This is a genomic window from Sphingomonas sp., assembly GCF_036388215.1.
Classification (GTDB): domain Bacteria; phylum Pseudomonadota; class Alphaproteobacteria; order Sphingomonadales; family Sphingomonadaceae; genus Sphingomonas.
The window spans coordinates 337,662-357,578 of record NZ_DASVSH010000033.1; the positions used below are offsets into that span (position 1 = coordinate 337,662).

Consider the following 19,917-nt stretch of genomic DNA (forward strand, 5'->3'; position numbering starts at 1 on the left):
ATATCGAGGAGCCTAACCTCTCTTGCTCCTTAACGCGCGGTCGTCTAGCGAATCCGGCGCTGCCCCTGTGGTGAAATTGGTAGACGCGCTCGACTCAAAATCGAGTGCCGCAAGGCGTGCTGGTTCGAGTCCGGCCAGGGGCACCACTCCCGATCAAGAGAGGGCACCATTGGTGCTCGCTGATCGGGATCACCGTTGGCAGCGATAGCCAGTGGCTTGATAGGTCCCGTAATGGTGATCAAGTCGGGCGCTACCACCACCTTGGCGATGAACCGGCGAGCGTAGCCTTGTCGAGCGGTGGGATCATTCGATCGCAGCTTGCGAAGGATGACCTCGCCGAGCCGATCGATCGCATCGGACGTCACCTGCCGGTCGGCGGCGGACAGTTGTCGCTCGACGAGCAGAATCTCCTGTTCAAGGTGGCACGGCGGGCACGTTGGCCGGCTAGTCGGGCGGCGAAATCGGTATCGCGAGGGCTGACGATACCCTGTTCGATAAAGTCGAACATGTTCTGGATCGCGCCTTCTACCCGAGTCCGTTCGGTGCGAAGCGCTCTGAGGTGTGCCTGCCGCTCACGGACGGCAGCAGAACTATCGTCGAGCAGATCCGCGAGAAGCTTGGATGGCGCGATGGGGGGCTCCAGTCGCAAAGCGTCCGTAGCCGCTCCGGGATAGCCGCCAGCTCCGCCGGAAACCGATAGGGTCCGAGGAATAAGCCTCGCTAAGCGAGACGGCTGTTTGCGTTGGTCAACATGTAGTGGCATGGACGTAGCAAGGGAGTTCCCGCGCTGGACCGTTTCAACCTCAACCTGCTTTTCGCCCTGGATGCGATCCTCAACAGCGTCACCCTCACCGACGCGGCGCGCAAGAGTCACCTCACGCAACCCGCGATGAGCGTGTCACTGAAGAAACTGCGAGGCATTTTCGGCGACGAGCTAGTTGTGCACCGCGGCGGTGGCGACACCCGCTTTACGGAGCTTGCGCTGGCTCTACGGCCACGAGTCCGCCAGCTCATCCAAGCCTCGCGCGAGGTGTTTGACTTCAGTCCCGATTTTGACCCGGCGTGCGACGAGAGAACAGTCAGCATTGTCGTTCCCGACGTCCTCGAGCTCATTATCCTGGGACCGCTGCTCACCCGAATGTGCAAAGAAGCGCCGCTGATGCGGCTTCTGTCACTGCCATTCGGTTATCAGCCGGTGGCGACCCTGTTCGAGCGGCCGCTGGACATCGCCATCGTCGGCGAGGCGTTCGCCTCTCCCGAGTTCGCAAAGGAACGATTGTTCTCGGAAACGATGAGCTGCATGGTGTGGAGGGACGGTCGCCACGCCGGGGGGATATCGGAAAGCGATTTTCTGCGCGGTCGGCATATCGGCATCAGCCAGCCTAACGAGCGGCTCGTTCACCCCGTCGGGCAGACGCTACATCGCCTTTCGGAAGGACTGGAGATAGTAGCGCGAGCCAGCAGCTACGCCGCGATGCCCCACGCCATCATCGGCACGGACCTGATTGCAACCACGCTGACGAGCTATGCCAAGCTCTGCGCGACGATGCTTCCAGTCGTGGTGCTGCCCGCGCCGGTCGAAATACCCGGAATGGAATTTGTGGCGCAGTGGCAAAATTATCGCGCGAAGGAGCCGATGATGTGCTGGCTGATGGAGCAACTGCGCGCCGTGGTCGCGCACCGAACGGAGGGCTGATCCGCGGCACATCGTGGGCGCGAGACGAGTCTGTTCCTCGATGCGAAGGCGACCACCAAATGTTCGAATTCGTTATCCGCGGCGGCCGTGCGGAGCAGCCTGGTAAATTCCTACCTATTCCGGCCCTTGCCGTTTCGCTTCACCAACTGTCCGGAAAGGCGCCGGCTGCGGCGCTGCCCTCAACGGGGCGGCGCGGACTCGGCTTCTCGCGCGCGCGTAGCGGCTCGGGCAGCGTGTCCGCATCGCCTATCCGGCCGATCGCGATTGCCGCCTCGATGCGAAAGCGCTCAGGCACGTTCAATGTTTCTCGCGCAGCGGCGAAATCGACCCCGGTCATGCCATGGCTATACAAACCATTGGCGTGCGCTTGCAGCGCAAGCAGCGCCCAGGCCGCGCCTGCATCGAAACTATGGCTGTGCGACGGGAAGGGATCGCCGCCCTGAGGGGGCACCATCTTCGTATCGGACAATATAAGCACGAGGGCCCCGGCCTGCCGCGCCCACACTTGGTTGAAGGGCAGGAGCAGATCGAGGAACCGATCCCATTCGGCCGAACCGCGCACCGCATAAAGGAAGCGCCACGGTTGTGCGTTGAACGATGAGGGCGCCCAGCGGGCAGCCTCGAACAAGGGCAGCAGCTCCTCACGTGTCAGGGCCGAGCCGTCAAAGGCCCGCGGGCTCCAACGGCGCAGGAAATTCGGATCGATCGGGTAATCGGCGACCCGTGTGCCAATTGTCATGATGGCTCCTCAAAAGGGGGGAGGGGGCGTCCGCGCTCCGGTTAGGCCGGGACAGTCTGAAACGCATTGAGCCTGCGCCACGTAAGGAAGGTCAGCGACCAACCGGTCAGAATCGCGAGCGGAGCCAACAGCATTGCGTAGCGTAGCGATTCAGAGCCGAGGCCGCCGCTCAGCGCGTCACTGATCGCACCGACGATCAGGGGCCCCATGCCGAATCCGATTACCGTCTGGCCCAGGATCAGGATCGAACTCGCCATGCCCCGGCGCCCAGACGGTATGCGGCCGAGTGCTACCGCGATCAGCGATCCATAATGCATCGAGGTCAGCACGCCGCCGAATAGTCCGCCGACGACCGCAAGCGGCACGGTCGGGGCAAGCAGGAACAACGTGATCGCAGGAATGGCGGGAAGCGCCGTGAAGAGCATGACCAGCAATGGCGCGTAGGGCCGCGCGTCCCGTTTGGCCACCATCGTGCCAAGTATGCCGCCGATGAGAGTACCCACCAGGCCGCCGCCGCCCATTGCCGGCCCGAGTATCACCCCCACCTCGACCTGCGTCATCCCGTGCGAGCGCATCATGTAGGGCGCGCCCCAGTTCGCCATCGACGCGGTGCCCAGTGACATGAAGGTCCCGGCGAGCGCCAGCAACAGGAACGGGCGATCCGCAAACAGCAGACGGATCGTCTCGGCGAATCCCGCGTCCTTGCCGCGGGATGCGCTGGGCCCGTCCAGTCCCCCGCGCGTAGGTTCGCGGAGGGTCAGTAGCATGATCCCGGCCAACACGATGCCGGGCAGACCGAGCACTGTAAACGCCGCCCGCCAGCCATGGCGCTCAGCGACCAAGCTGGCCACCGCTGCACCCACGATGAAGCCTAAATGAAGGCCGATCTGGAACAGCGCGATGGCGCGCGGCCGCTGCGCCGGTCGGAAATAATCGGCGATCAGTGACAAGGAAGAAGGATAGCAGGTCGCCTCGCCCGCCCCGACGCCGAACCGCGCAAGCAGCATCGACCAAAAGCCGGTAGCCCGGCCAGTGACGATGGTCATCGCCGACCATGCCGCGAGCCCGGTGGCGAGCAGGATTTTGCGGTTACCGCGATCTGCGAAGCGGGCGATCGGGATTCCAAGCAAGCCATAAACGAGCGCGAAGCCCAGGCCCCCAATCAAGCCGATCTGCGTATCGCTGAAGCCCAAGTCCCTCTTGATCGGCTCGGCCAGAATATTGACCACGGCCCTATCGACGGAGTTCATCATGTTGACGAGGATCAACAGGAACAGGACATAACCAGCATAGGCGCGCCCGCTCGTCACCTGCGGGGTCGTTACTGTTGTCGCCATCTCGTGCCTCCCCATGCGGTCGCGCTTGCAGCGACTCGTTGCCACCTGACCTGCGTCAGAAACGCAGCGCCAATCGTATCTGGTCATGGGCACATTACCGTCGCTTAGGGCAGGCACCAACTTGTCCAGAGAAAGCTCCGGATAAAGTCCGCCTTCATGGGAGCGTTGCCCGAGACGCTCAGCGCCCGGCGTCGATTCAATTGCTGCTTATGCCGCCATAGGCGTTTTTCATTCGCCCGCGCACGCATAATCACGGAGCAGTGGTTTTGAGCCAAGACTGGCTGCGACTGCGAAGGGCGAATGCGCCCGCGCTATAGGGGAGGGACCATATGATTCGTTCGGTTTTGATCGGCGCAAGCGCCATGGCGATCAGCAGCACCGCATATGCGCAAAGCGCACCGCCGGTAACCAATCAGCCCGTGGAGAGCCAGGAAGCGGAGGAGTCCGGCCTGGCGGACATCATCGTCACCGCGACCAAGTTCGAGACCACCTTGCAAAGTACGCCGCAGATGATCACCGCGCTGGACAGCGAAGCGCTAACTCGCGCCGGCGTCTCCTCCGCGCAGGATTTGAGCAAGCTGGTGACTGGTTTGAATGTCGAATCCAACGGCTCGAATTCAGCAATTTTCATTCGTGGGGTCGGGTCACGGACCTTTACACCGACCGCCGATCCCGCGATCGCGTTCAGCGTCGATGGCATCTATTATTCACGGTCCGCCGGCATCAGCGCGACATTTTTTGATGTGGCTCGTGTCGAAGTCGTCAAGGGCCCGCAAGGGACACTTTATGGCCGGAATGCCACAGGTGGCGCAGTAAACCTCATCACCAATCGTCCGAAGATCGGCATAAGGTCGTTAGATGGAGAGATCGAGGTCGGCAACTATGACGCGGTGCGTGCAACCGCAGCGGTGAACCTGCCACTTGGCTCCAACGCGGCGCTCCGCCTTGCTGGCCAATCGGACTATAATACGGGGTATTTGAGCGACGGCCACAACGACAGGAATGTAAAATCCGGACGCGCGAGCCTTGTATGGGAACCATCGAGCCTTGTCTCGGTGTTCGCATCGGTCGACTATGCAGCGCAAGGAGGGATGGGGCCTGGCTACATCCCGATCGGGCCGAGTGCCGGAAACACTTCGTTGACCACCCGGTTCGTGGTCCCCGACGATCCATTTGTCGGCCCGTCCGATCCCCGCGTGAACGCAGTGCTGCAGGCGGCGGCGCCTCCGCAGGCGGTCCCCGGGCCCACCGCAGGCACTTTTTGCCGCGCACAGGTGACCGGCGCCCCGACGCCCGGCGGTGTCCCGGCACGTTTGCTCTGCACATATCCGTTCGGAATCGACCAGATCACTGGCGACGGCTATATCGACAACCAGTTTTACGGCGCCAATGTAACGATCGAGACGGATCTAGGGTTTGCCCAACTTACCGGGATCGCCGGCTATCGGCACACCGACATCGACACGCTTCAGCGCAATGAAGTCGGCCGGACGTTTTTGCTGACCGATGCGGACCAGTACACTTCCGAAGTTCGCCTTTCTTCCAGTCGGAATAACACCGGACCGCTCAAATGGGTGATCGGAGGCTTTTATCTGCGAGAGCACCAGATCAATTCCGGCATAGTTGCGAGTAACAACCAGGCGATCCCCGTTCCGACCATCACTTGTGCAACGGCCCCCGTCGCCGGCATCTGCCTTGCCCGACCAACTCTGATCCAGCTCCAGACGGAAATCGCCGATCCTGACACCGTCAACGAAAGTTATGCGGGCTTTGGTCAGGCGACGTTTTCACTCACCGACTGGTTTCGCGTGACCGGGGGGATCCGCTTTACCCACGAATCCAAGGCCGCACTGAACGGGACCGTGACCTCGGTCTACAGTTTCCCCGCGGGATTGAGGCGGACCTACCCATCGCAAGGTTTTGCGGCGTTCGACGACACGAGCTACCGGGCCGGGCTTGAGGTAGATGTCGCCCCGCAGTCGATGCTCTATGGGCACTTTTCGACGGCCTCTCACGCAGGGGGGTTTAACCTGGGTGTTGAAGCCGGCCCCAATCGTTACCGCTACGATCCCGAACAGGTCAAAAGCTATGTAATCGGGATCAAAAATCGGTTCTTTAACAACCGGCTTCAATTGAACGTCGAAGGCTTCTGGCTCGACTACAAAAACTATCAGTTCAATTCGCTGGGGTACATCAACGACGGTTCATCGGCCTGCTCCGGCGCCGGGATTCGCACCGCCTGCCCCTTGTCGATACGGACTGACAATGCCCGGGGCGCGCGGCTCCGCGGTATCGAGGCTGATCTGACCTGGCGCGTCTTCGACTATGGGACGCTCGATCTCAACGTGCTGTACAATGATGGCCGATATCGCAGCTTCGACGTCGCCAACCCGTTTACCGGCGCGATCACGAGCTATGCTGGCGTCCAGCTGCCCGCCGTCAATAAATGGACCATCGGCGCGGGGTACACCCATATATTTCCGCTGGAGAATGACGCCCGCATCATCGCGACTGCGCGAACCCAATATCGCGACGGCAAGTTCATCTGGTACACTAAGCTCCCGTCACAATATCAGGAAGGCTATACGCGCACCGATTTTTCACTCGGCTATGAAGCGCCGGAAGGCCGGTGGAGCGTCAAGGCGTTCGTTCGCAATCTGGAAGACAAGGCAACGGTCACGCAAGGCGCAGCCCCCAATCAAGCGACCGGGATATTCTTCAGCGTACTCAACCCGCCCCGGACTTACGGCCTAAACCTGGGCTTCCATTTTTAGAGGCGATCTCGGCAAGATCGCCGCATTGGACTTATCAAAGCGGCGGATACTCCCGTGCGGCAGATCAAGCCGCTTCTGCTCAAGAGAGAAGCATAAAAGGTCGGGGCGCGGGCGTGCCCCGACCTGACGATGTGGATCGATCAAGAAAGGTAGATCATGGCGACGTCAACGGTTATCCAGGCGCACGGCGTTGGCAACGACACGGAGCGTTACGGGCGCCTGTCCCAGGCGTTCCACTGGAGCATCGCGGCCCTCGTGATCGCGGCTGTGGTGCTAGGCCTCACGCTCGACAACTGGCCCCGGGGGCATCCGACGCGTGACGCGGTGATCGCGTTCCACAAGTCGATTGGCTTGACCGTATTGCTGCTGGCCTTCGCGCGCGTGCTGTGGATACGGCGCTCGCCGCCGCCCCCGCCAGCCGCGCGGCTCGCCATATGGGAGCGCCGTCTGGCGTCGGTAGTCCACAAGCTTCTCCTGGTGATGATGTTTGCGATGCCGCTGACCGGCATGTTGTTGTCGCAAGCCGTGGGTAGGCCCGTCGCGCTGTGGGGCATCGGGCCTTTGCCTCAGATTGTGCCTTTCGATCCGGCCTTGCCGGCGACGGCTGCGCGCCCCTGGGTAATGGCCGGCGGGATTTTGCACACGGTCGTTTTCAAACTCGCGCTGTTCGCCGCATTGGCGTTGCATGTCTTGGGCGTGCTGAAACACGCCATGATCGATCGCGATCATGCAATGTTACGTCGGATGTGGTGGCGATAGCCGACGTACGACAGCGATATCACACCAACTTCAGTCACTGTTTCAGCCTTGCGGGCAACGGTGACCTTTGCGGGCGCCGCCTCGGGCGCTGGCTTCCCGACGAGCCAAGGTTTTGCGGAGTCGGCTCGAAGCCGAATGGCCGCGCTGCTCGCATCTAGTGATGGCTCATTACCATCGCTTTGGCGGGCCCCAAACTCGCCCGTGAAAGCTTCCGATAAAGTCCCTGCATGGAAGCATTGCCCGTTCTCATTGGGCAATTGGCGATGGATATCGGACATGTCGGACAACAAGAAACCGGGGGAGGCCTAGCGATGCGCATCGACGTGCACGCCCATTATTTTCCGACATCCTATACCGATAAGTTGGTCACACTCGGCTTGAACCACGCGCGCGGATCGGGGCAGTCCGAGGATCTGAGCGGACGATTGAAGACTCTCGATGACAATCGTTGCGACCACCAGATCCTGTCGGCGGTCGGCCTTGAGACCCAGGTTCCCAACCTGGCGGGCGCGGTCGAGGGCGCGCGGCTGATCAACGACATCTACGCAGATACGGTTACCAGCAGCGGAGGGCGCTTCCGCGCGTTCGGCTGGGTGCCGCTGCCCTATGTCGACGAGGCGATCGCCGAAGCCGTCCGATGCCTCGATGAACTGCGCTTCGAAGGGATCTGCTTTCCCTGTTTCTTCCAGAGCCGGCCGCTCGACGACCCGGAGTTCGAACCGTTCTGGGCGGAACTCAACCGCCGCAAGGCGAAGGCCTATATTCACCCGGTGGGCGCGCATAGCTGCACGCATCCAGGCATGGCCGACTATAACCTGTCGCTGGCGTCGGGATCGCTGGCACAGCTCCAGATCACCGCGCAGCGGATCGTATATTCCGGCCTGTCCATGCGCTTTCCGGACATCGAATTCATCTTCGCGGTGTGTGGCGGTCATCTTCCCTATGTGTGGGAGCGGACCAAGCGGAACCTTGTCCGCGGGCTCACGACGCGCGCGTCGGGTGCGGTCGCGGCGAATTTCTACGAGTGGATGGATCACTCGCCGATCACGCTCGACGACCCGATGAAGCCGTTTCGCAAATTCTGGTACGACACGTCGGTCCAGGACATCCCCGAAGCAATGCTTCTCGTGCAGAAGAGTTACGGCACCGACCGGCTACTGCTCGGTTCGGACGAAATCTTCGGGAGCCTGACCGAGGCGGTCACTTATCTGGAGACCAACCCGTACCTCTCCGCCGACGAGAAGAGCGCGATCCTCGACTACAACGCTCAGGCGCTGTTCAAGCTGTAGGGAAGGAACACAGCAACATGCATATCGCGATCTTCATGGGTCCATTCGCGCGCGGGGCCCGCGACGACAAGCCATTGATCGACTGGTGCCTGAGAGGCGCCGAAACCGCCGCCAGCGACGGTTTCTCCATGATCACCTTTGGCGAGCAGCACTTCAACAACTATGAACCCTATTGCAATCCGCTGCTGATGGGCGCGCGGCTGTCGCCGGTGCTTGGCGACGCCTGGTTCGCCACGACCGTCCTGCCGCTGCCCTACCATAATCCGATCCGGCTGGCCGAGGATCTGAATGCGCTCGACCAGCTGCTCGAAGGGCGGTTCATTGCGGGGATGAGCGCGGGCCGCATCGGATTTTCGCCCGATTTCGAGAATTTCGGCCTGGATCCCAAGCAGCAGCGGCCCATCTTCGCCGAGAAGATGGCGGCGCTGAAGGCGCTGTGGGGGCATCGGCCGGATGACGGGCCGCTCGCCTTCGACGGGCCGTGGGTGAAGGGCGGGGTGCACGGACGGCTGATGCCGATCTCCTACCGCGCGCCGCACCCGCACCTCGCGATCGGCACCAATACCGACCCGTTGGTCCGCCAGGCGGGGGTCGAAGGGAACATATTGTTCCTGGGGCCGTGCCCGCTTGACGATGCCGCCGCCAAGCTTGCGCTGTTCCGCGAGGGGCTGGCCGAGGGCGGCCACGATGCAGCGACGATCGCCGATCGCACTCGCAAGTCGATGGTCCATCACCAGTTCGTCGTCGCTGACAGCGATGAGGCGGCGTGGGAGCAGATGTCGCGGATGACGCCATTCCACCCGCTGATCGACCGCCGCGACGACAAGCGGCCTTACGCTCAAATGCATGCCGATTCGATCGCTGATCGCCCTGGCACGCCCGTGGAAAAGGCGAACGAGACGATCGTTCGCGGCTGGATGGTGGCTGGTAGTCCACAAACGGTGATCGACACGCTGAACGCGCATGCAGCGGCCGGCTTCGAAATGGTGCATACGCGCTTCGGCTTCGGCGCCTACAACCCTGACCTGTGGGATCGGAACTATCGTATGTTCGTCGAGAACGTCCTGCCGCACGTCGCCTGTACGCCGATACCCAAACCCGAACGCAATGAGATCCAGGCGGACGTGGTGGCCGGCCCGCTTCCCGTCTCCGGCCCGCTCGGCGGCCCGATGGGGATCGCGGCGGTGAATTCGACCGAACCCGCGCGGCGGGTCGGCTGATGAAGATCGTTGGCCTCAACTGCGGCAGCCCAGGCGGCAATTCCGAACTTCTCTTGAAGGCGGCACTGATGTCGGCGGAAGCGGCGGGGCACGAGGCCCAGCTTATCCGCGTCACGACACTGGCATTTCCCGCGGGCAGACCCGGCACTCTGCCGCCCGGGACTCCGGATGACCGGCCGTGGCTGACCGATGCGCTGCTCGAAAGCGATGCGCTCATCATTGCCGCTCCGGTCACCGCGCGCAGCCCGGCCGTGGCATTGAAACTGATGGTCGATCGCGCGCTTGGACCGCGGGTCGATGTCGCCGCGGTGCTGCGCATGAAGGCCGGCAAACAGGGGGAGGATCCCCGCTACAATACAACGGTTATCGATGACCGATTGCTCAAGCCGCGCGTCGCTGGACTGATCTCGGTCGGCGGCGCCACCTCGCTCGACTGGGTGACTTTCGGATTGCCGCTGATGCACACGGCCACCTTCCCCATGCACATCGCTGTGATTGACCAAGTGCAGTTCATGGGCGCCGCGCTGCCAGGCACAATATTGTTCGACCACGACGCCATGGAGCGCGCCGCCGCCATCGGACGCCACGTCGCCGCCGAGGTGGGCAAGAGCTTTGCCGATGCCACGTATCATGGCGAGCCCGGCGTGTGCCCGGTCTGCCATTGCGATCTCATCGTGCCGCACATGAACCACGCCGAGTGCGCGACCTGCGCGGCGCGTGGCGAACTCGTCTACACCGACGGACGGCCGAGGCTGATCGTGTCCGATGAAGGACGCAGCCATTCGATCCTGACCCTCGCCGCGAAGCACCATCACCAGGACGAGATCGACGCCGTCAGCGCCGTCGGGCTGCCGCGGCTGCCCGAAGTCCCGGCCCTCCGCGCGCCATTCGACGACTATGACAGACTGATCACTCCACAAGGAAACCAAGCATGAGCCAGGAACCCCAGACCGCCGAAGCGCACGTCCCCTATCATCTTAAGCCGATCGATGGCCCGCCGCCTGCCGATGTCGTTGCCGGCGCCGACAATTCGATCATGCACGGGATGACGCTGGAATACCGCTACACCTCGGGGCGCGAATACCGGCTGACCTTCACCACGGATCAGGTGACGTTCGAGATGCTGGATTCGCCCGCGTACAAGCCGGAATATGCCATTCCCGTTTCGCTCCCCTATTTCGCGCGGACCCTGCGCGAAAACCAGGTGCTGGTGCACTGGATGGTGCCCGGCCGTATCGGCCATGTCGCGCTGGTAATCGATTTCGCCGCACGCAAAATATACGCGTCCGCGCTGATGCCTTTCAAGATGGAGATGTTCGACGTGGCCGACATCTACATGGTGAAACAGCGTTAGAACGATGAAGACTGCTCCACGCGTCTTATGACCCTGGCGGAGACGTTCGCTTGCTCAATGGCGTGGCCGCCGATTTTTCGGCGGCTGCGTCACTATGTTTTATTACCGGGAGTTCAACCATGAGCCGAGTGACCGAAATCCGCTTCGTCGGCTACGGCACGCCCGACGTTGACGCCGAGCGCGCCTTCTACCGCGATTGCTGGGGCTTGAAGGAAGTAGGCGAGTCCGACGGATCCGACGGAATGGTCTATTTCGCCGCAGAAGGAAGCGATGAGCTGTACGTCGTTCGCCTTCGCCAATCGGAGGAAAAGCGGATCGACGTGGTCGGGCTCCAGGCCGATACGCGGGCCGATGTCGATGCGCTGTTCGATAAGGTGAACGCGGCCGGAGCGCGCATCATCTTCCCGCCGCGCGAGCTGACCGGCTTCGGCGGCGGCTACGGCTTCCGCTTCTTCTCGCCGGACGGGCTTTCGTTCGAAATCTCGAGCGATGTCACGCGCGGCACGTCACGGCCGATGCTGCGCTGGGACGCAGTTCCGCAGAAGATCAGCCACATCGTCTTCCACTCGCCTGACCATAAAGCGGCGACTCAATTCTTTATCGAAGTGCTCGGCTTTCGCCTGTCGGATTGGCTGGGCGACTTTATGAGTTTCCTGCGGTGCAACGAGTGGCATCACCGCATCGCCTTCCTACCCGGGCCGCCCTGCCTCAACCATGTCGCCTACGACATGCTGACGGTGGACGACATGATGCGGGGGATCGCCAGCCTGCGCAAGAAAGGCACGGATATCCGCTGGGGCCCCGGCCGGCATACCGCCGGCAACAACACCTTCAGCTATTTCACGACGCCGAGCGGCTTCGCGGTCGAATATACGTCCGAACTCGAAGCGGTGGACGACGCGACGCACCAGCCCAAGGTGCATGAGCCGGGACCGGGCGTGATGGACCAGTGGGAGACCGGCGTCGGCGGGCCGCAGACCATGCCTCATCCCGAGGCGGACAAGGGCCTGTTTCAGCCGGTCGAGGTCTGACCGGTGGCTTTGTTCGACTATTTTCCCAATTATGTCTGGAATTTGAGCGTTTCGATAGCGCTCGAAAGCGGCGCCAAGATCGGCGAGATCATCGACATGTGCGCGCCCATCAGGGATGCGGCGGAGCGCGGTGAGGATGCCGGCACCGGCGCGTTCATGGCCGAGTGGGTCAAGATGGCCGACAAATTGACGGGGCTCGCCGCGGAGGATGAGGGAAAGGGTCGGCTGTTCTCGGCCGGCGACAAATTGAAACGCGCCGCGCTCTATTACCAGATGGCCGAGCGAATGCAGGGCCACGGGCATCCGGGGCGAACCGAAACCTATGACAAGGCGCTGGATTCCTTCCAGCGCGGCACGGGCTTCGCCGATGATGTCGTCGAACGGGTCGAGATCCCCTACGAGGGCAAGACGCTGTCGGCCTTGTGGACCCGTGCGCCGGGCGAAGGGCCGCAGCCTGCGGTGATCTATTGCAACGGGCTGGACAGCACCAAGGAACTGCTTTGGGTCTCCTGGCTGCCGCATGCCCTGGCGAAGCGCGGCATTTCGACATTGTGCGTGGACCAGCCCGGCACGGGGGAAGCGCTCCGTCTTCAGGGGCTGCCGGCCGTCGCCGAGGCCGAGCGCTGGGCGTCGGCTTGGGTCGATTGGCTTGAGGCGCAGCCGGACGTCGATGCCAAGCGCATCGGCATGACCGGCATCTCGCTCGGTGGCCATTATGCGCCGCGCGCCGTCGCATTCGAGCCGCGCTTCGCGAGCGGCGCGGTGTGGGGCGCTAATCATGACTGGGCGGAGGTGCAGCAGAAAAGGATGCGGCGCGAAGGCGAAAATCCGGTGCCGCATTATTGGAGCCATGTCTGGTGGGTTTTCGGCGCGAAGGATCATGATGATTTCCTGGAAAAATCGAAGGGCATGACTCTGGAAGGCGTGCTCGACCGGATCCGGGTGCCGTTCCTGGTGACGCATGGCGAGAACGATCGCCAGATCGCGCTCGATTATGCGCATAAGAGCCACGCGCAACTGACCAACAGCCCTCGCGCGGAGCTGAAGATATTCACCGCGCGCGAGGGCGGGGTCGAGCATGTCGGCGCCGACAATATGAGCTTCGGCCGCGAATATATCGCGGACTGGTTCGCGGAAACGCTGGGCGGCCGCACGGCGGCGGAGCCCGTCCGGCCATGACCCGCCGCTTCGTCGACCTTTCGGTGACGCTCGACAATGAAACGGTGGCCGATCCGCCTTTCATGCGGCCTTCGATCACCTACCAGAACCATGCCGACACGATGCCGGAACTGAACCAGTTCTTCCCGGGGGTGACGGCGGAGCAGGTGACAGGCGGAGCGGGCTTCGCAGCGTCCGAAACGATCACGCTGACGACGCATAACGGCACGCATCTGGACGCGCCGTGGCATTACCATCCCACGATGAACGGCGGCGAGCGGGCAATCACCATCGACGAGGTGCCGCTCGACTGGTGCTTCCGCCCCGGGGTCAAGCTGGACTTTCGCCATCTGCCCAATGGGCATGTCGTAACCGCAGGCGAGATTGCCGCCGAGCTGGCGCGGATCGGGCATGATCTCCAGCCTCTGGACATCGTCCTCGTCAACACCGCCGCTGGCGCTGCGTATGGCGGCCCCGCCTTCCTCGCGGCAGGATGCGGTATCGGTTATGAGGCGACGATGTACCTCACGTCGCGCGGGGTGCGCGTGACCGGCACCGACGCCTGGTCCTGGGATGCCCCGTTCAGCTACACGGCCGAGCGGGTACGGGAAACGGGCGATACGAGCCTGATCTGGGAAGGGCACAAGGCCGGGCGCGATATCGGTTATTGCCACCTCGAGAAGCTGGGCAATCTCGAGGTACTGCCGCCAACGGGCTTCACGGTCAGCTGTTTCCCCGCCAAGATCAAGGGAGCGTCGGCCGGCTGGACCCGCGCCGTCGCAATCTTCGAGGAATGACCGGCCCTTTTTTTGGAACGGCGCATGGCAATGACGCGATGCGCCGGCCCGGTGACGCGGCCGAGATGGCAGGCGCGGTCGCGTCCCTGCTCTCGCCGGCGGGCGGCTTCGGAGCCGGCGGCTTCATCGGGCGCAGGCGGTCGCGGCCGCATTGCAGATTCTCGACGCACAAGGGGTTTAGCCATGAAACTCGCGACCATCGCCTCCGGCGGTTCGGACGGACAGCTCGTCGTCGTCTCTCCCGACGGCGCCCGCTTCCTCGCGGCGCCCGCTCCTACGTTGCAGGCGGCGCTGGAGGATTGGGCGAACATGGAGCCCGAGCTTCGCGCCCTCGCGACGCGGCTGGCGGACGGTGAAGGGAACCCGCTCGATCCTGCCCAATGCCGTGCGCCGCTGCCGCGGGCCTGGCAGTGGCTCGATGGATCCGCCTTTTCCAGCCACGGCGCGCTGATGCAGACCGCGTTCAAGCTGCCGCCGATCGAGACCAGCCTGCCGTTAATGTACCAAGGCTTGTCAGACCGCTTCCTCGGTCCGATCGACGATGTACCCCTCCCCTCGGAGGATGAGGGTATCGATTTCGAAGGCGAGTTCGGAGTCATCACCGATGCGGTCCCGATGGGTGTTTCGGCCGACGAAGCGATGGCCCGAATCCGCCTGATCGTCCAGATCAACGACTGGTCGCTGCGCGTGATCGCGCCGGTGGAAATGAAAACCGGCTTCGGCTGGATCCAGGCCAAGCCCGCATGCAGCGCGGCGCCGTTCGCGGTGACTCCGGATGCGCTCGGCGAAGCCTGGCAGGACGGGCGAGTGGCCTTGTCGCTGACTGTCGATCTCAATGGTGTGCGCTTCGGCGCCGCGAAGGGCGATGCGATGACGTTCGGCTTCCACGAGTTGATCGCCCACGCGGCGCACAGCCGGTCGCTTCCGGCGGGCACGATCATTGGATCGGGCACCGTCTCCAACTCCGATTATCGAGTCGTCGGCTCGTCCTGCATCGCGGAACGGCGGGGGATCGAAATGCTCGACGAAGGCGCGCCGAAAACTCCCTTCATGCGCTTCGGCGACCGCGTGCGGATGGAGGCGCGCGGCCCCGACGGCGGTGTGCTGTTCGGCGTGATCGACCAGCGGGTCGTGCGCGCAGGAGGCGTAGGATGAGTGTGGAGAGCCGGTCCGGCGGTCGTCACAGGACACGATGCTTCCGGGCCCGCGAACGGCCACCCGAGGAAGCCCACCCCGTAAGTCGCCCAACCAATCCCCGAGGCAATCTCAAAAAAGATCTTGCAAAGAGTGATAAAAGATATATCTTGAGTGCGTCACAATGAACCAAGGATATATATGTTCAATACTGAAACGCTAAAGGGCAAAGGCCACTTGCGCGGTCGCGCTGGCATGCGGGGGGCTGGGCGATTGGGCCAGGATGGCCGCGGCGCCAGGGGCGGCGGCGGGCCGGGGCACGGCCGTGGCGGGCGGCGGCGGATCTTCGACGGCGGCGAGCTGCGCCTCGTCCTGCTCAAGCTGATTGCGGAGACGCCGCGGCACGGCTACGACCTTATTCGCGCGATCGAGGAACTGACCGGCGGCGCTTACGCACCCAGCCCGGGCATCGTCTACCCGACATTGACGCTGCTCGGCGAGATGGGTCTGATCGGTGAGCACGCCGCCGACGGCACGCGCAAGCTCTTCGCGATCACGCCGGAAGGCGTCGCGCATCTCGAAGAGCGTTCGGCCGAAGTCGCCGGCCTGCTCGCCCGGCTCGCGGCGCTTGGCGACCTGCAGCAGAAGACGGACTCGGCGCCTATCCGACGCGCGATGCACAATCTGCGCAATGTCTTGCAGCACAAGCTCGGCAGCGGCCTCGACGATGATCGCCTCCATGCCGCGGTCGCGCTGATCGACGAGACAGCGCAGAAGATCGAGCGGCTTTAGGTGGGGCGGCTCGATCTCATGCGACGCCGCCTCGGCATTGCCGAACCACAGGCATCGACAATGACAGGAAAAAAAGTGGAACGACACCAATCGACCCGAATCCGCCACGAGACGCGACGTCGCACCCTGACGGTGGCCGCGATCGAGCGGCTGAGCCCGCATATGCTCCGCCTCAGCTTCACCTGCCCTGACTTCGGCGATTTCGTCAGCGCCTCGTGCGACGACCATATCAAGCTGTTCTTCCCGACAGGCGATGCGCTGGCCGAAGGCGGGCGGCCGTGCATGCGTGATTTCACGCCGCGCCGCTTCGACACCGCGCGCGGCACGATGGATATCGACTTCGCGATTCACGATGCGGGGCCGGCGACCGCGTGGGCGACGTCGGCGCGCGTGGGCGATACGATCGAGATCGGCGGCCCCCGTGGATCGATGGTGATTCCCGACGATTTCGACTGGTATCTACTGGTCGGGGACGAGACGGCGCTTCCAGCCATCGGCCGGCGGCTGGAGGATCTCCGCCCCGGCGTGCCGGTGAGCAGCTTCGTGCTGGTCAAAGGGCCGGAGGATGCGCAGCAGATATCTACGCGGGCCGTGTGGACGCCATATTGGGTCGAGCGCTGCCCCGGGGAGAGCGACGCCTCGATACTGGTCGCGGCATTGGAGAGTTACGTGCTTCCGGAAGGCGAGGGCTTCGTATGGATCGCAGCGGAAAGTTCGGTCGCGCGGGCCGCACGAACCTATCTGACGGACACCCGCGGTCATCCCAAGCAGTGGACGAAGGCCGCCGGATACTGGAAGCGCGGCCAGGCCGACGCGCATGAGCGGATCGACGACGGATGAGGTCGCCCAGATCGGCATTTGTAAGGCGGAGCGCTTCAGCTGGCATCTCACCAAGCTGATGCACCGCTTTCCCTAAGATCGCCCGGTCGAGCCGCATGCAGCAGGCCGAGCTTGACTAGGTGGCGCAATCGCGTGCCATGCAGCTCGCCATTGTCGAATATTTGGGATTGCCGCTCTGACCATGTTGCCCGTCCGCCGATTGGGTCCGCTCTCCGTCTCGGCCATCGGGCTGGGCTGCATGAATTTGAGCCACGCTTATGGCGTGCCGCCCACCCCCGACGATGGCGCCAAGCTGCTCAACCGGGCACTCGATCTTGGCATGACCTTCTTCGATACCGCCGCGTTATACGGCAATGGCGGTAACGAGCGGCTGATCGGCAGCGCTATAATGCATCGCCGCCGGGAGTTCGCGCTGGCGAGCAAATGCGGGCTCGATATGGTCGATGGCGAGCGCTGCCTGAACGGCTCACCGGGGGCGATTGCCAAGACGCTCGATGCCGCCTTGGTGCGCCTGGGCACCGATCACATCGATCTCTACTATATGCACCGGCTCGACCGGAACGTGCCGGTGGAGGAATCGGTCGGTGCATTGGTGCGGGCCAAGGAAGCCGGCAAGATCGGCGCGATCGGCCTCAGCGAAATGTCCAGCGCGACGATCCGCCGCGCGCACGCCGTGCATCCGATCGCCGCAGTGCAGACCGAATATTCGCCGATGGTGCGAAATCCGGAAGTCGCTGTTCTGGAGACATGCCGCGAGCTGGGGATCGGCTTCGTCGCCTTCTCACCGGTGGCGCGCGGAATGCTGGCCGGAGCGGTGCGTGAGGCGGACTATGTGCCTGGCGATATCCGCGAACGCATGCCGCGCTTCACCGAGCCGAACCTGTCGCACAATCTGGTGGCGGTGCGGGCGTTCGCGGCGCTGGCGGCGGAGCTGGGGCACACGCCGGCCCAACTCGCGCTCGCCTGGGTGCTGGCGCGCGGCGAGCATGTCGTGCCGATACCGGGGACGCGGAGCGTGGCGCATCTCGAGGAAGACGTGGGCGCTGCCGCGATCGTGCTGGATACGCGGGTGGTGGAGCGGGTCGGCGCGATCTTCGACGGGACGATCCGCGGGGCGCGCTACACCGCGCCGATGCAGGCACAGATCGATACCGAGACTCTCCCGGGCGAGGAACTGGCCTAGCTTCGACCGTCACCCCCCCGGAGAGATCAGAGCTCGCCCCAGACATCCTTGGCGACGTCGATCACCAGCCGCATCTTGGCCGACTGCTGCTCCATGGCGATGTCGTTGCCGTGCACCGTCGATGAGAAGCCGCATCGATCAGCATTGGGGCGCAGGAAGCTGCCGACATGTCGGCGCGAAGGGGGGCTTTGTCCCATAGTCCTCTCCTCGGGCCACATTTATATGCAACACTTACAATATTGACTCTATTTGTATGTATTGCATACAATCATCTGGGCCCGATCGCAAGCGGGCAAGGAGAGCGTGCATGACCTGGATTCCCAACCGCTGGTATGTCGCCGCCTGGGATAGCGAAGTCGATCGCGCGCCGCTGGCGCGCACGATCTGCGGCGAGCCCGTAATGCTCTATCGCAAGCTCGACCGCAGCGTGGTCGCGATGCGCGACGCCTGCCCGCACCGGCTATTGCCGCTGTCGATGGGGTATAAGGAAGGCGACTCGGTGCGTTGCCGTTACCACGGACTCCTTATCGGCCCCGATGGATACGCAACCGAGATGCCGATCAAGAACGAGCGGGTGCCAAAGGCCATCTGCGCCAAGATCTATCCCGTGGCCGAGCGGCACCGCTTCGTCTGGATCTGGATCGGCGACGCGGCGAAAGCCGATACCGCATTGATCCCCGATTTCTGGCCATGCAGCACGCCGGGCTGGACCTTCGACGGCGGATATAATCATGTCCGCTGCGATTACCGGCTGATGATCGACAACCTCATGGACCTCAGCCACGAAACCTATGTGCACCAGGGATCGATCGGGCAGCCCGAGATCAACGAGACCCCGATCGAGACCGAAGTGGAAGGCGAGGATGTGCGCGTGCGGCGCTGGATGGCTGGAATCGATCCCCCGCCCTTCTGGCGCGACGCGCTGAAGGCCGACGGGCCGGTCGATCGCTGGCAGATCTGCCATTTTCTGCTTCCCAGCAATGTGCTGATCGATGTCGGTGTGGCGCCTGTCGAGGCCGGCGCGACGCCCGAGCAGCATGATCAGGGCGTGCGCGGCTTCGTCGTCGATGCGATGACGCCCGAGAGCGAGACCGCGACGCATTATTTCTGGGGGATGGCGCGCAACTTCGATATCGACGATGCCGGGTTCACTGCGCGCTTCAAGGCGCAGCAGGGACAGGTTTTTGACGAGGATGTCGAAGTGCTGGAGGCGCAGCAGAAATCGATCGATGCCAATCCCCACATGAAGCTACGCGGCTATTCGATAGACTTGGGCGCCGTCCGCGCGCGGGCGATCATCAACCGTTTGATCGCTGCCGATGCCGCGGGCTGAACTTCCGGTCGGCCTGGGGCCGCTGGAGGACATTCTCGGCCTCAACATTCGGCTGGCCCACGGCGCAGTGCAGCGGCATTTCGGCGAGCGCTTCGCCGATCTCGCGCTGACACAGAAGCAGGTCTCGGTGCTGTGGCTGGCGGGGGATCATCCAGGCATCGCGCAAACCGATCTGGCGCGAGCGCTCGACATGGACCGCGCGACGACGATGGCGATCGTCCATGCGCTGGAAAAGCGCGGGCTGCTCGAGCGAGCCAAGGGGCTGACCGATGCCCGTCGTGTCGCGCTGGCACTGACCGGCGAAGGCCGCGCGCTGCTAAAAAAGGCGCAAGGCGCCATCGCCGAGCACGAGCAATGGCTGACGAAGCGCTTCAGCCCCAAGGAGCTTGGGGTGCTGATGGAATTGCTGCGGCGGATTCACCGCTGAGATTGTTGCGCCGCATAACAAAATTGCGCATCAAACGGGAAAAATGCGGAAGAG

Annotated in this window: 19 protein-coding genes and 1 tRNA gene; 17 read left to right on the forward strand and 3 right to left on the reverse strand. The window is 63.3% G+C overall.

The genetic code is table 11. The features are described 5' to 3' along the window. The first annotated feature begins 61 nt into the window (after nucleotides 1-61). Together VF617_RS15850 and VF617_RS15855 are read left to right on the forward strand one after the other, a co-directional pair. Nucleotides 62-146 (forward strand) — tRNA-Leu (locus VF617_RS15850). Nucleotides 147-808: 662 nt separating this feature from the next. Further along, on the forward strand, nucleotides 809-1,696 hold the full coding sequence (locus tag VF617_RS15855; protein WP_331015988.1) for a LysR family transcriptional regulator: 888 nt from the start codon (nucleotides 809-811) through the stop codon (nucleotides 1,694-1,696). Between the two features lie 139 nt (nucleotides 1,697-1,835). Here the strand turns inward: VF617_RS15855 and VF617_RS15860 are convergent, their stop codons facing one another. Next, on the reverse strand, nucleotides 1,836-2,435 hold the full coding sequence (locus VF617_RS15860; RefSeq protein ID WP_331015874.1) for a nitroreductase family protein: 600 nt from the start codon (nucleotides 2,433-2,435) through the stop codon (nucleotides 1,836-1,838). A 41-nt stretch (nucleotides 2,436-2,476) separates the two neighbouring features. Beyond that, nucleotides 2,477-3,772 (reverse strand): MFS transporter, encoded by a 1,296-nt coding sequence (locus VF617_RS15865; RefSeq protein WP_331015875.1) that lies wholly within the window; start codon nucleotides 3,770-3,772, stop codon nucleotides 2,477-2,479. 329 nt (nucleotides 3,773-4,101) lie between these two features. On the opposite strand from VF617_RS15865, the gene VF617_RS15870 reads away from it, so the two are divergent. The 13 genes from VF617_RS15870 to VF617_RS15930 all read left to right on the forward strand — a co-directional run bounded on the left by VF617_RS15870 (nucleotide 4,102) and on the right by VF617_RS15930 (nucleotide 18,103). Continuing rightward, entirely contained in the window at nucleotides 4,102-6,546 is a 2,445-nt protein-coding gene (locus tag VF617_RS15870; RefSeq protein WP_331015876.1) for a TonB-dependent receptor, read from the forward strand. A 156-nt stretch (nucleotides 6,547-6,702) separates the two neighbouring features. Next, nucleotides 6,703-7,305: a cytochrome b gene (locus tag VF617_RS15875; RefSeq protein ID WP_331015877.1), complete on the forward strand. Its 603-nt coding sequence runs from the start codon at nucleotides 6,703-6,705 to the stop codon at nucleotides 7,303-7,305. A gap of 311 nt (nucleotides 7,306-7,616) precedes the next feature. Beyond that, nucleotides 7,617-8,594, forward strand: a complete 978-nt coding sequence (locus tag VF617_RS15880) for an amidohydrolase family protein (protein WP_331015878.1) — start codon at nucleotides 7,617-7,619, stop codon at nucleotides 8,592-8,594. A gap of 17 nt (nucleotides 8,595-8,611) precedes the next feature. Further along, nucleotides 8,612-9,814, forward strand: a complete 1,203-nt coding sequence (locus tag VF617_RS15885; RefSeq protein WP_331015879.1) for an LLM class flavin-dependent oxidoreductase — start codon at nucleotides 8,612-8,614, stop codon at nucleotides 9,812-9,814. After that, on the forward strand, nucleotides 9,814-10,749 hold the full coding sequence (locus tag VF617_RS15890) for a flavodoxin family protein (protein WP_331015880.1): 936 nt from the start codon (nucleotides 9,814-9,816) through the stop codon (nucleotides 10,747-10,749). The genes VF617_RS15885 and VF617_RS15890 overlap by 1 nt, the downstream gene beginning before the upstream one ends. Beyond that, complete coding sequence (locus tag VF617_RS15895) at nucleotides 10,746-11,168, forward strand: hypothetical protein (protein WP_331015881.1); 423 nt, start codon at nucleotides 10,746-10,748, stop codon at nucleotides 11,166-11,168. The genes VF617_RS15890 and VF617_RS15895 overlap by 4 nt, the downstream gene beginning before the upstream one ends. 119 nt (nucleotides 11,169-11,287) lie before the next feature. Next, on the forward strand, nucleotides 11,288-12,199 hold the full coding sequence (locus tag VF617_RS15900) for a VOC family protein (RefSeq protein ID WP_331015882.1): 912 nt from the start codon (nucleotides 11,288-11,290) through the stop codon (nucleotides 12,197-12,199). Nucleotides 12,200-12,202: 3 nt separating this feature from the next. Continuing rightward, a complete protein-coding gene (locus VF617_RS15905; protein WP_331015883.1) occupies nucleotides 12,203-13,378 on the forward strand; it encodes an alpha/beta hydrolase family protein in 1,176 nt (391 codons plus the stop codon). Continuing rightward, complete coding sequence (locus tag VF617_RS15910; protein ID WP_331015884.1) at nucleotides 13,375-14,154, forward strand: cyclase family protein; 780 nt, start codon at nucleotides 13,375-13,377, stop codon at nucleotides 14,152-14,154. Before VF617_RS15905 ends, VF617_RS15910 begins: the two co-directional genes overlap by 4 nt. Nucleotides 14,155-14,337: 183 nt before the next feature. Continuing rightward, nucleotides 14,338-15,309, forward strand: a complete 972-nt coding sequence (locus tag VF617_RS15915) for a fumarylacetoacetate hydrolase family protein (RefSeq protein WP_331015885.1) — start codon at nucleotides 14,338-14,340, stop codon at nucleotides 15,307-15,309. A gap of 180 nt (nucleotides 15,310-15,489) precedes the next feature. Continuing rightward, nucleotides 15,490-16,080, forward strand: coding sequence for a PadR family transcriptional regulator (locus VF617_RS15920; protein WP_331015886.1), 591 nt, complete (start codon nucleotides 15,490-15,492; stop codon nucleotides 16,078-16,080). Nucleotides 16,081-16,155: 75 nt separating this feature from the next. Further along, complete coding sequence (locus tag VF617_RS15925; RefSeq protein WP_331015887.1) at nucleotides 16,156-16,920, forward strand: siderophore-interacting protein; 765 nt, start codon at nucleotides 16,156-16,158, stop codon at nucleotides 16,918-16,920. Nucleotides 16,921-17,101: 181 nt separating this feature from the next. After that, nucleotides 17,102-18,103 carry an aldo/keto reductase gene (locus VF617_RS15930; protein WP_331015888.1) on the forward strand — a complete coding sequence of 334 codons (1,002 nt, stop codon included), beginning with the start codon at nucleotides 17,102-17,104 and terminating at the stop codon, nucleotides 18,101-18,103. 26 nt (nucleotides 18,104-18,129) lie between these two features. On the opposite strand, the gene VF617_RS15935 is transcribed toward VF617_RS15930, so the two are convergent. After that, complete coding sequence (locus VF617_RS15935) at nucleotides 18,130-18,300, reverse strand: hypothetical protein (protein WP_331015889.1); 171 nt, start codon at nucleotides 18,298-18,300, stop codon at nucleotides 18,130-18,132. Between the two features lie 110 nt (nucleotides 18,301-18,410). Here VF617_RS15935 and VF617_RS15940 point away from each other — a divergent pair, with 110 nt between their 5' ends. Together VF617_RS15940 and VF617_RS15945 are read left to right on the forward strand one after the other, a co-directional pair. Next, nucleotides 18,411-19,436 carry an aromatic ring-hydroxylating dioxygenase subunit alpha gene (locus tag VF617_RS15940; protein WP_331015890.1) on the forward strand — a complete coding sequence of 342 codons (1,026 nt, stop codon included), beginning with the start codon at nucleotides 18,411-18,413 and terminating at the stop codon, nucleotides 19,434-19,436. Next, nucleotides 19,423-19,863 carry a MarR family winged helix-turn-helix transcriptional regulator gene (locus tag VF617_RS15945; protein WP_331015891.1) on the forward strand — a complete coding sequence of 147 codons (441 nt, stop codon included), beginning with the start codon at nucleotides 19,423-19,425 and terminating at the stop codon, nucleotides 19,861-19,863. The genes VF617_RS15940 and VF617_RS15945 overlap by 14 nt, the downstream gene beginning before the upstream one ends. Nucleotides 19,864-19,917 lie beyond the last annotated feature (54 nt).

Coding starts and splice junctions, on each gene's coding strand:
- VF617_RS15860 (WP_331015874.1), bottom strand. CDS start 2,435: ATGACAATTGGCACACGGGTCGCCGATTACCCGATCGATCCGAATTTC.
- VF617_RS15865 (WP_331015875.1), bottom strand. CDS start 3,772: ATGGCGACAACAGTAACGACCCCGCAGGTGACGAGCGGGCGCGCCTAT.
- VF617_RS15870 (WP_331015876.1), top strand. CDS start 4,102: ATGATTCGTTCGGTTTTGATCGGCGCAAGCGCCATGGCGATCAGCAGC.
- VF617_RS15875 (WP_331015877.1), top strand. CDS start 6,703: ATGGCGACGTCAACGGTTATCCAGGCGCACGGCGTTGGCAACGACACG.
- VF617_RS15880 (WP_331015878.1), top strand. CDS start 7,617: ATGCGCATCGACGTGCACGCCCATTATTTTCCGACATCCTATACCGAT.
- VF617_RS15885 (WP_331015879.1), top strand. CDS start 8,612: ATGCATATCGCGATCTTCATGGGTCCATTCGCGCGCGGGGCCCGCGAC.
- VF617_RS15890 (WP_331015880.1), top strand. CDS start 9,814: ATGAAGATCGTTGGCCTCAACTGCGGCAGCCCAGGCGGCAATTCCGAA.
- VF617_RS15895 (WP_331015881.1), top strand. CDS start 10,746: ATGAGCCAGGAACCCCAGACCGCCGAAGCGCACGTCCCCTATCATCTT.
- VF617_RS15900 (WP_331015882.1), top strand. CDS start 11,288: ATGAGCCGAGTGACCGAAATCCGCTTCGTCGGCTACGGCACGCCCGAC.
- VF617_RS15910 (WP_331015884.1), top strand. CDS start 13,375: ATGACCCGCCGCTTCGTCGACCTTTCGGTGACGCTCGACAATGAAACG.
- VF617_RS15915 (WP_331015885.1), top strand. CDS start 14,338: ATGAAACTCGCGACCATCGCCTCCGGCGGTTCGGACGGACAGCTCGTC.
- VF617_RS15920 (WP_331015886.1), top strand. CDS start 15,490: ATGTTCAATACTGAAACGCTAAAGGGCAAAGGCCACTTGCGCGGTCGC.
- VF617_RS15930 (WP_331015888.1), top strand. CDS start 17,102: ATGTTGCCCGTCCGCCGATTGGGTCCGCTCTCCGTCTCGGCCATCGGG.
- VF617_RS15935 (WP_331015889.1), bottom strand. CDS start 18,300: ATGGGACAAAGCCCCCCTTCGCGCCGACATGTCGGCAGCTTCCTGCGC.
- VF617_RS15940 (WP_331015890.1), top strand. CDS start 18,411: ATGACCTGGATTCCCAACCGCTGGTATGTCGCCGCCTGGGATAGCGAA.
- VF617_RS15945 (WP_331015891.1), top strand. CDS start 19,423: ATGCCGCGGGCTGAACTTCCGGTCGGCCTGGGGCCGCTGGAGGACATT.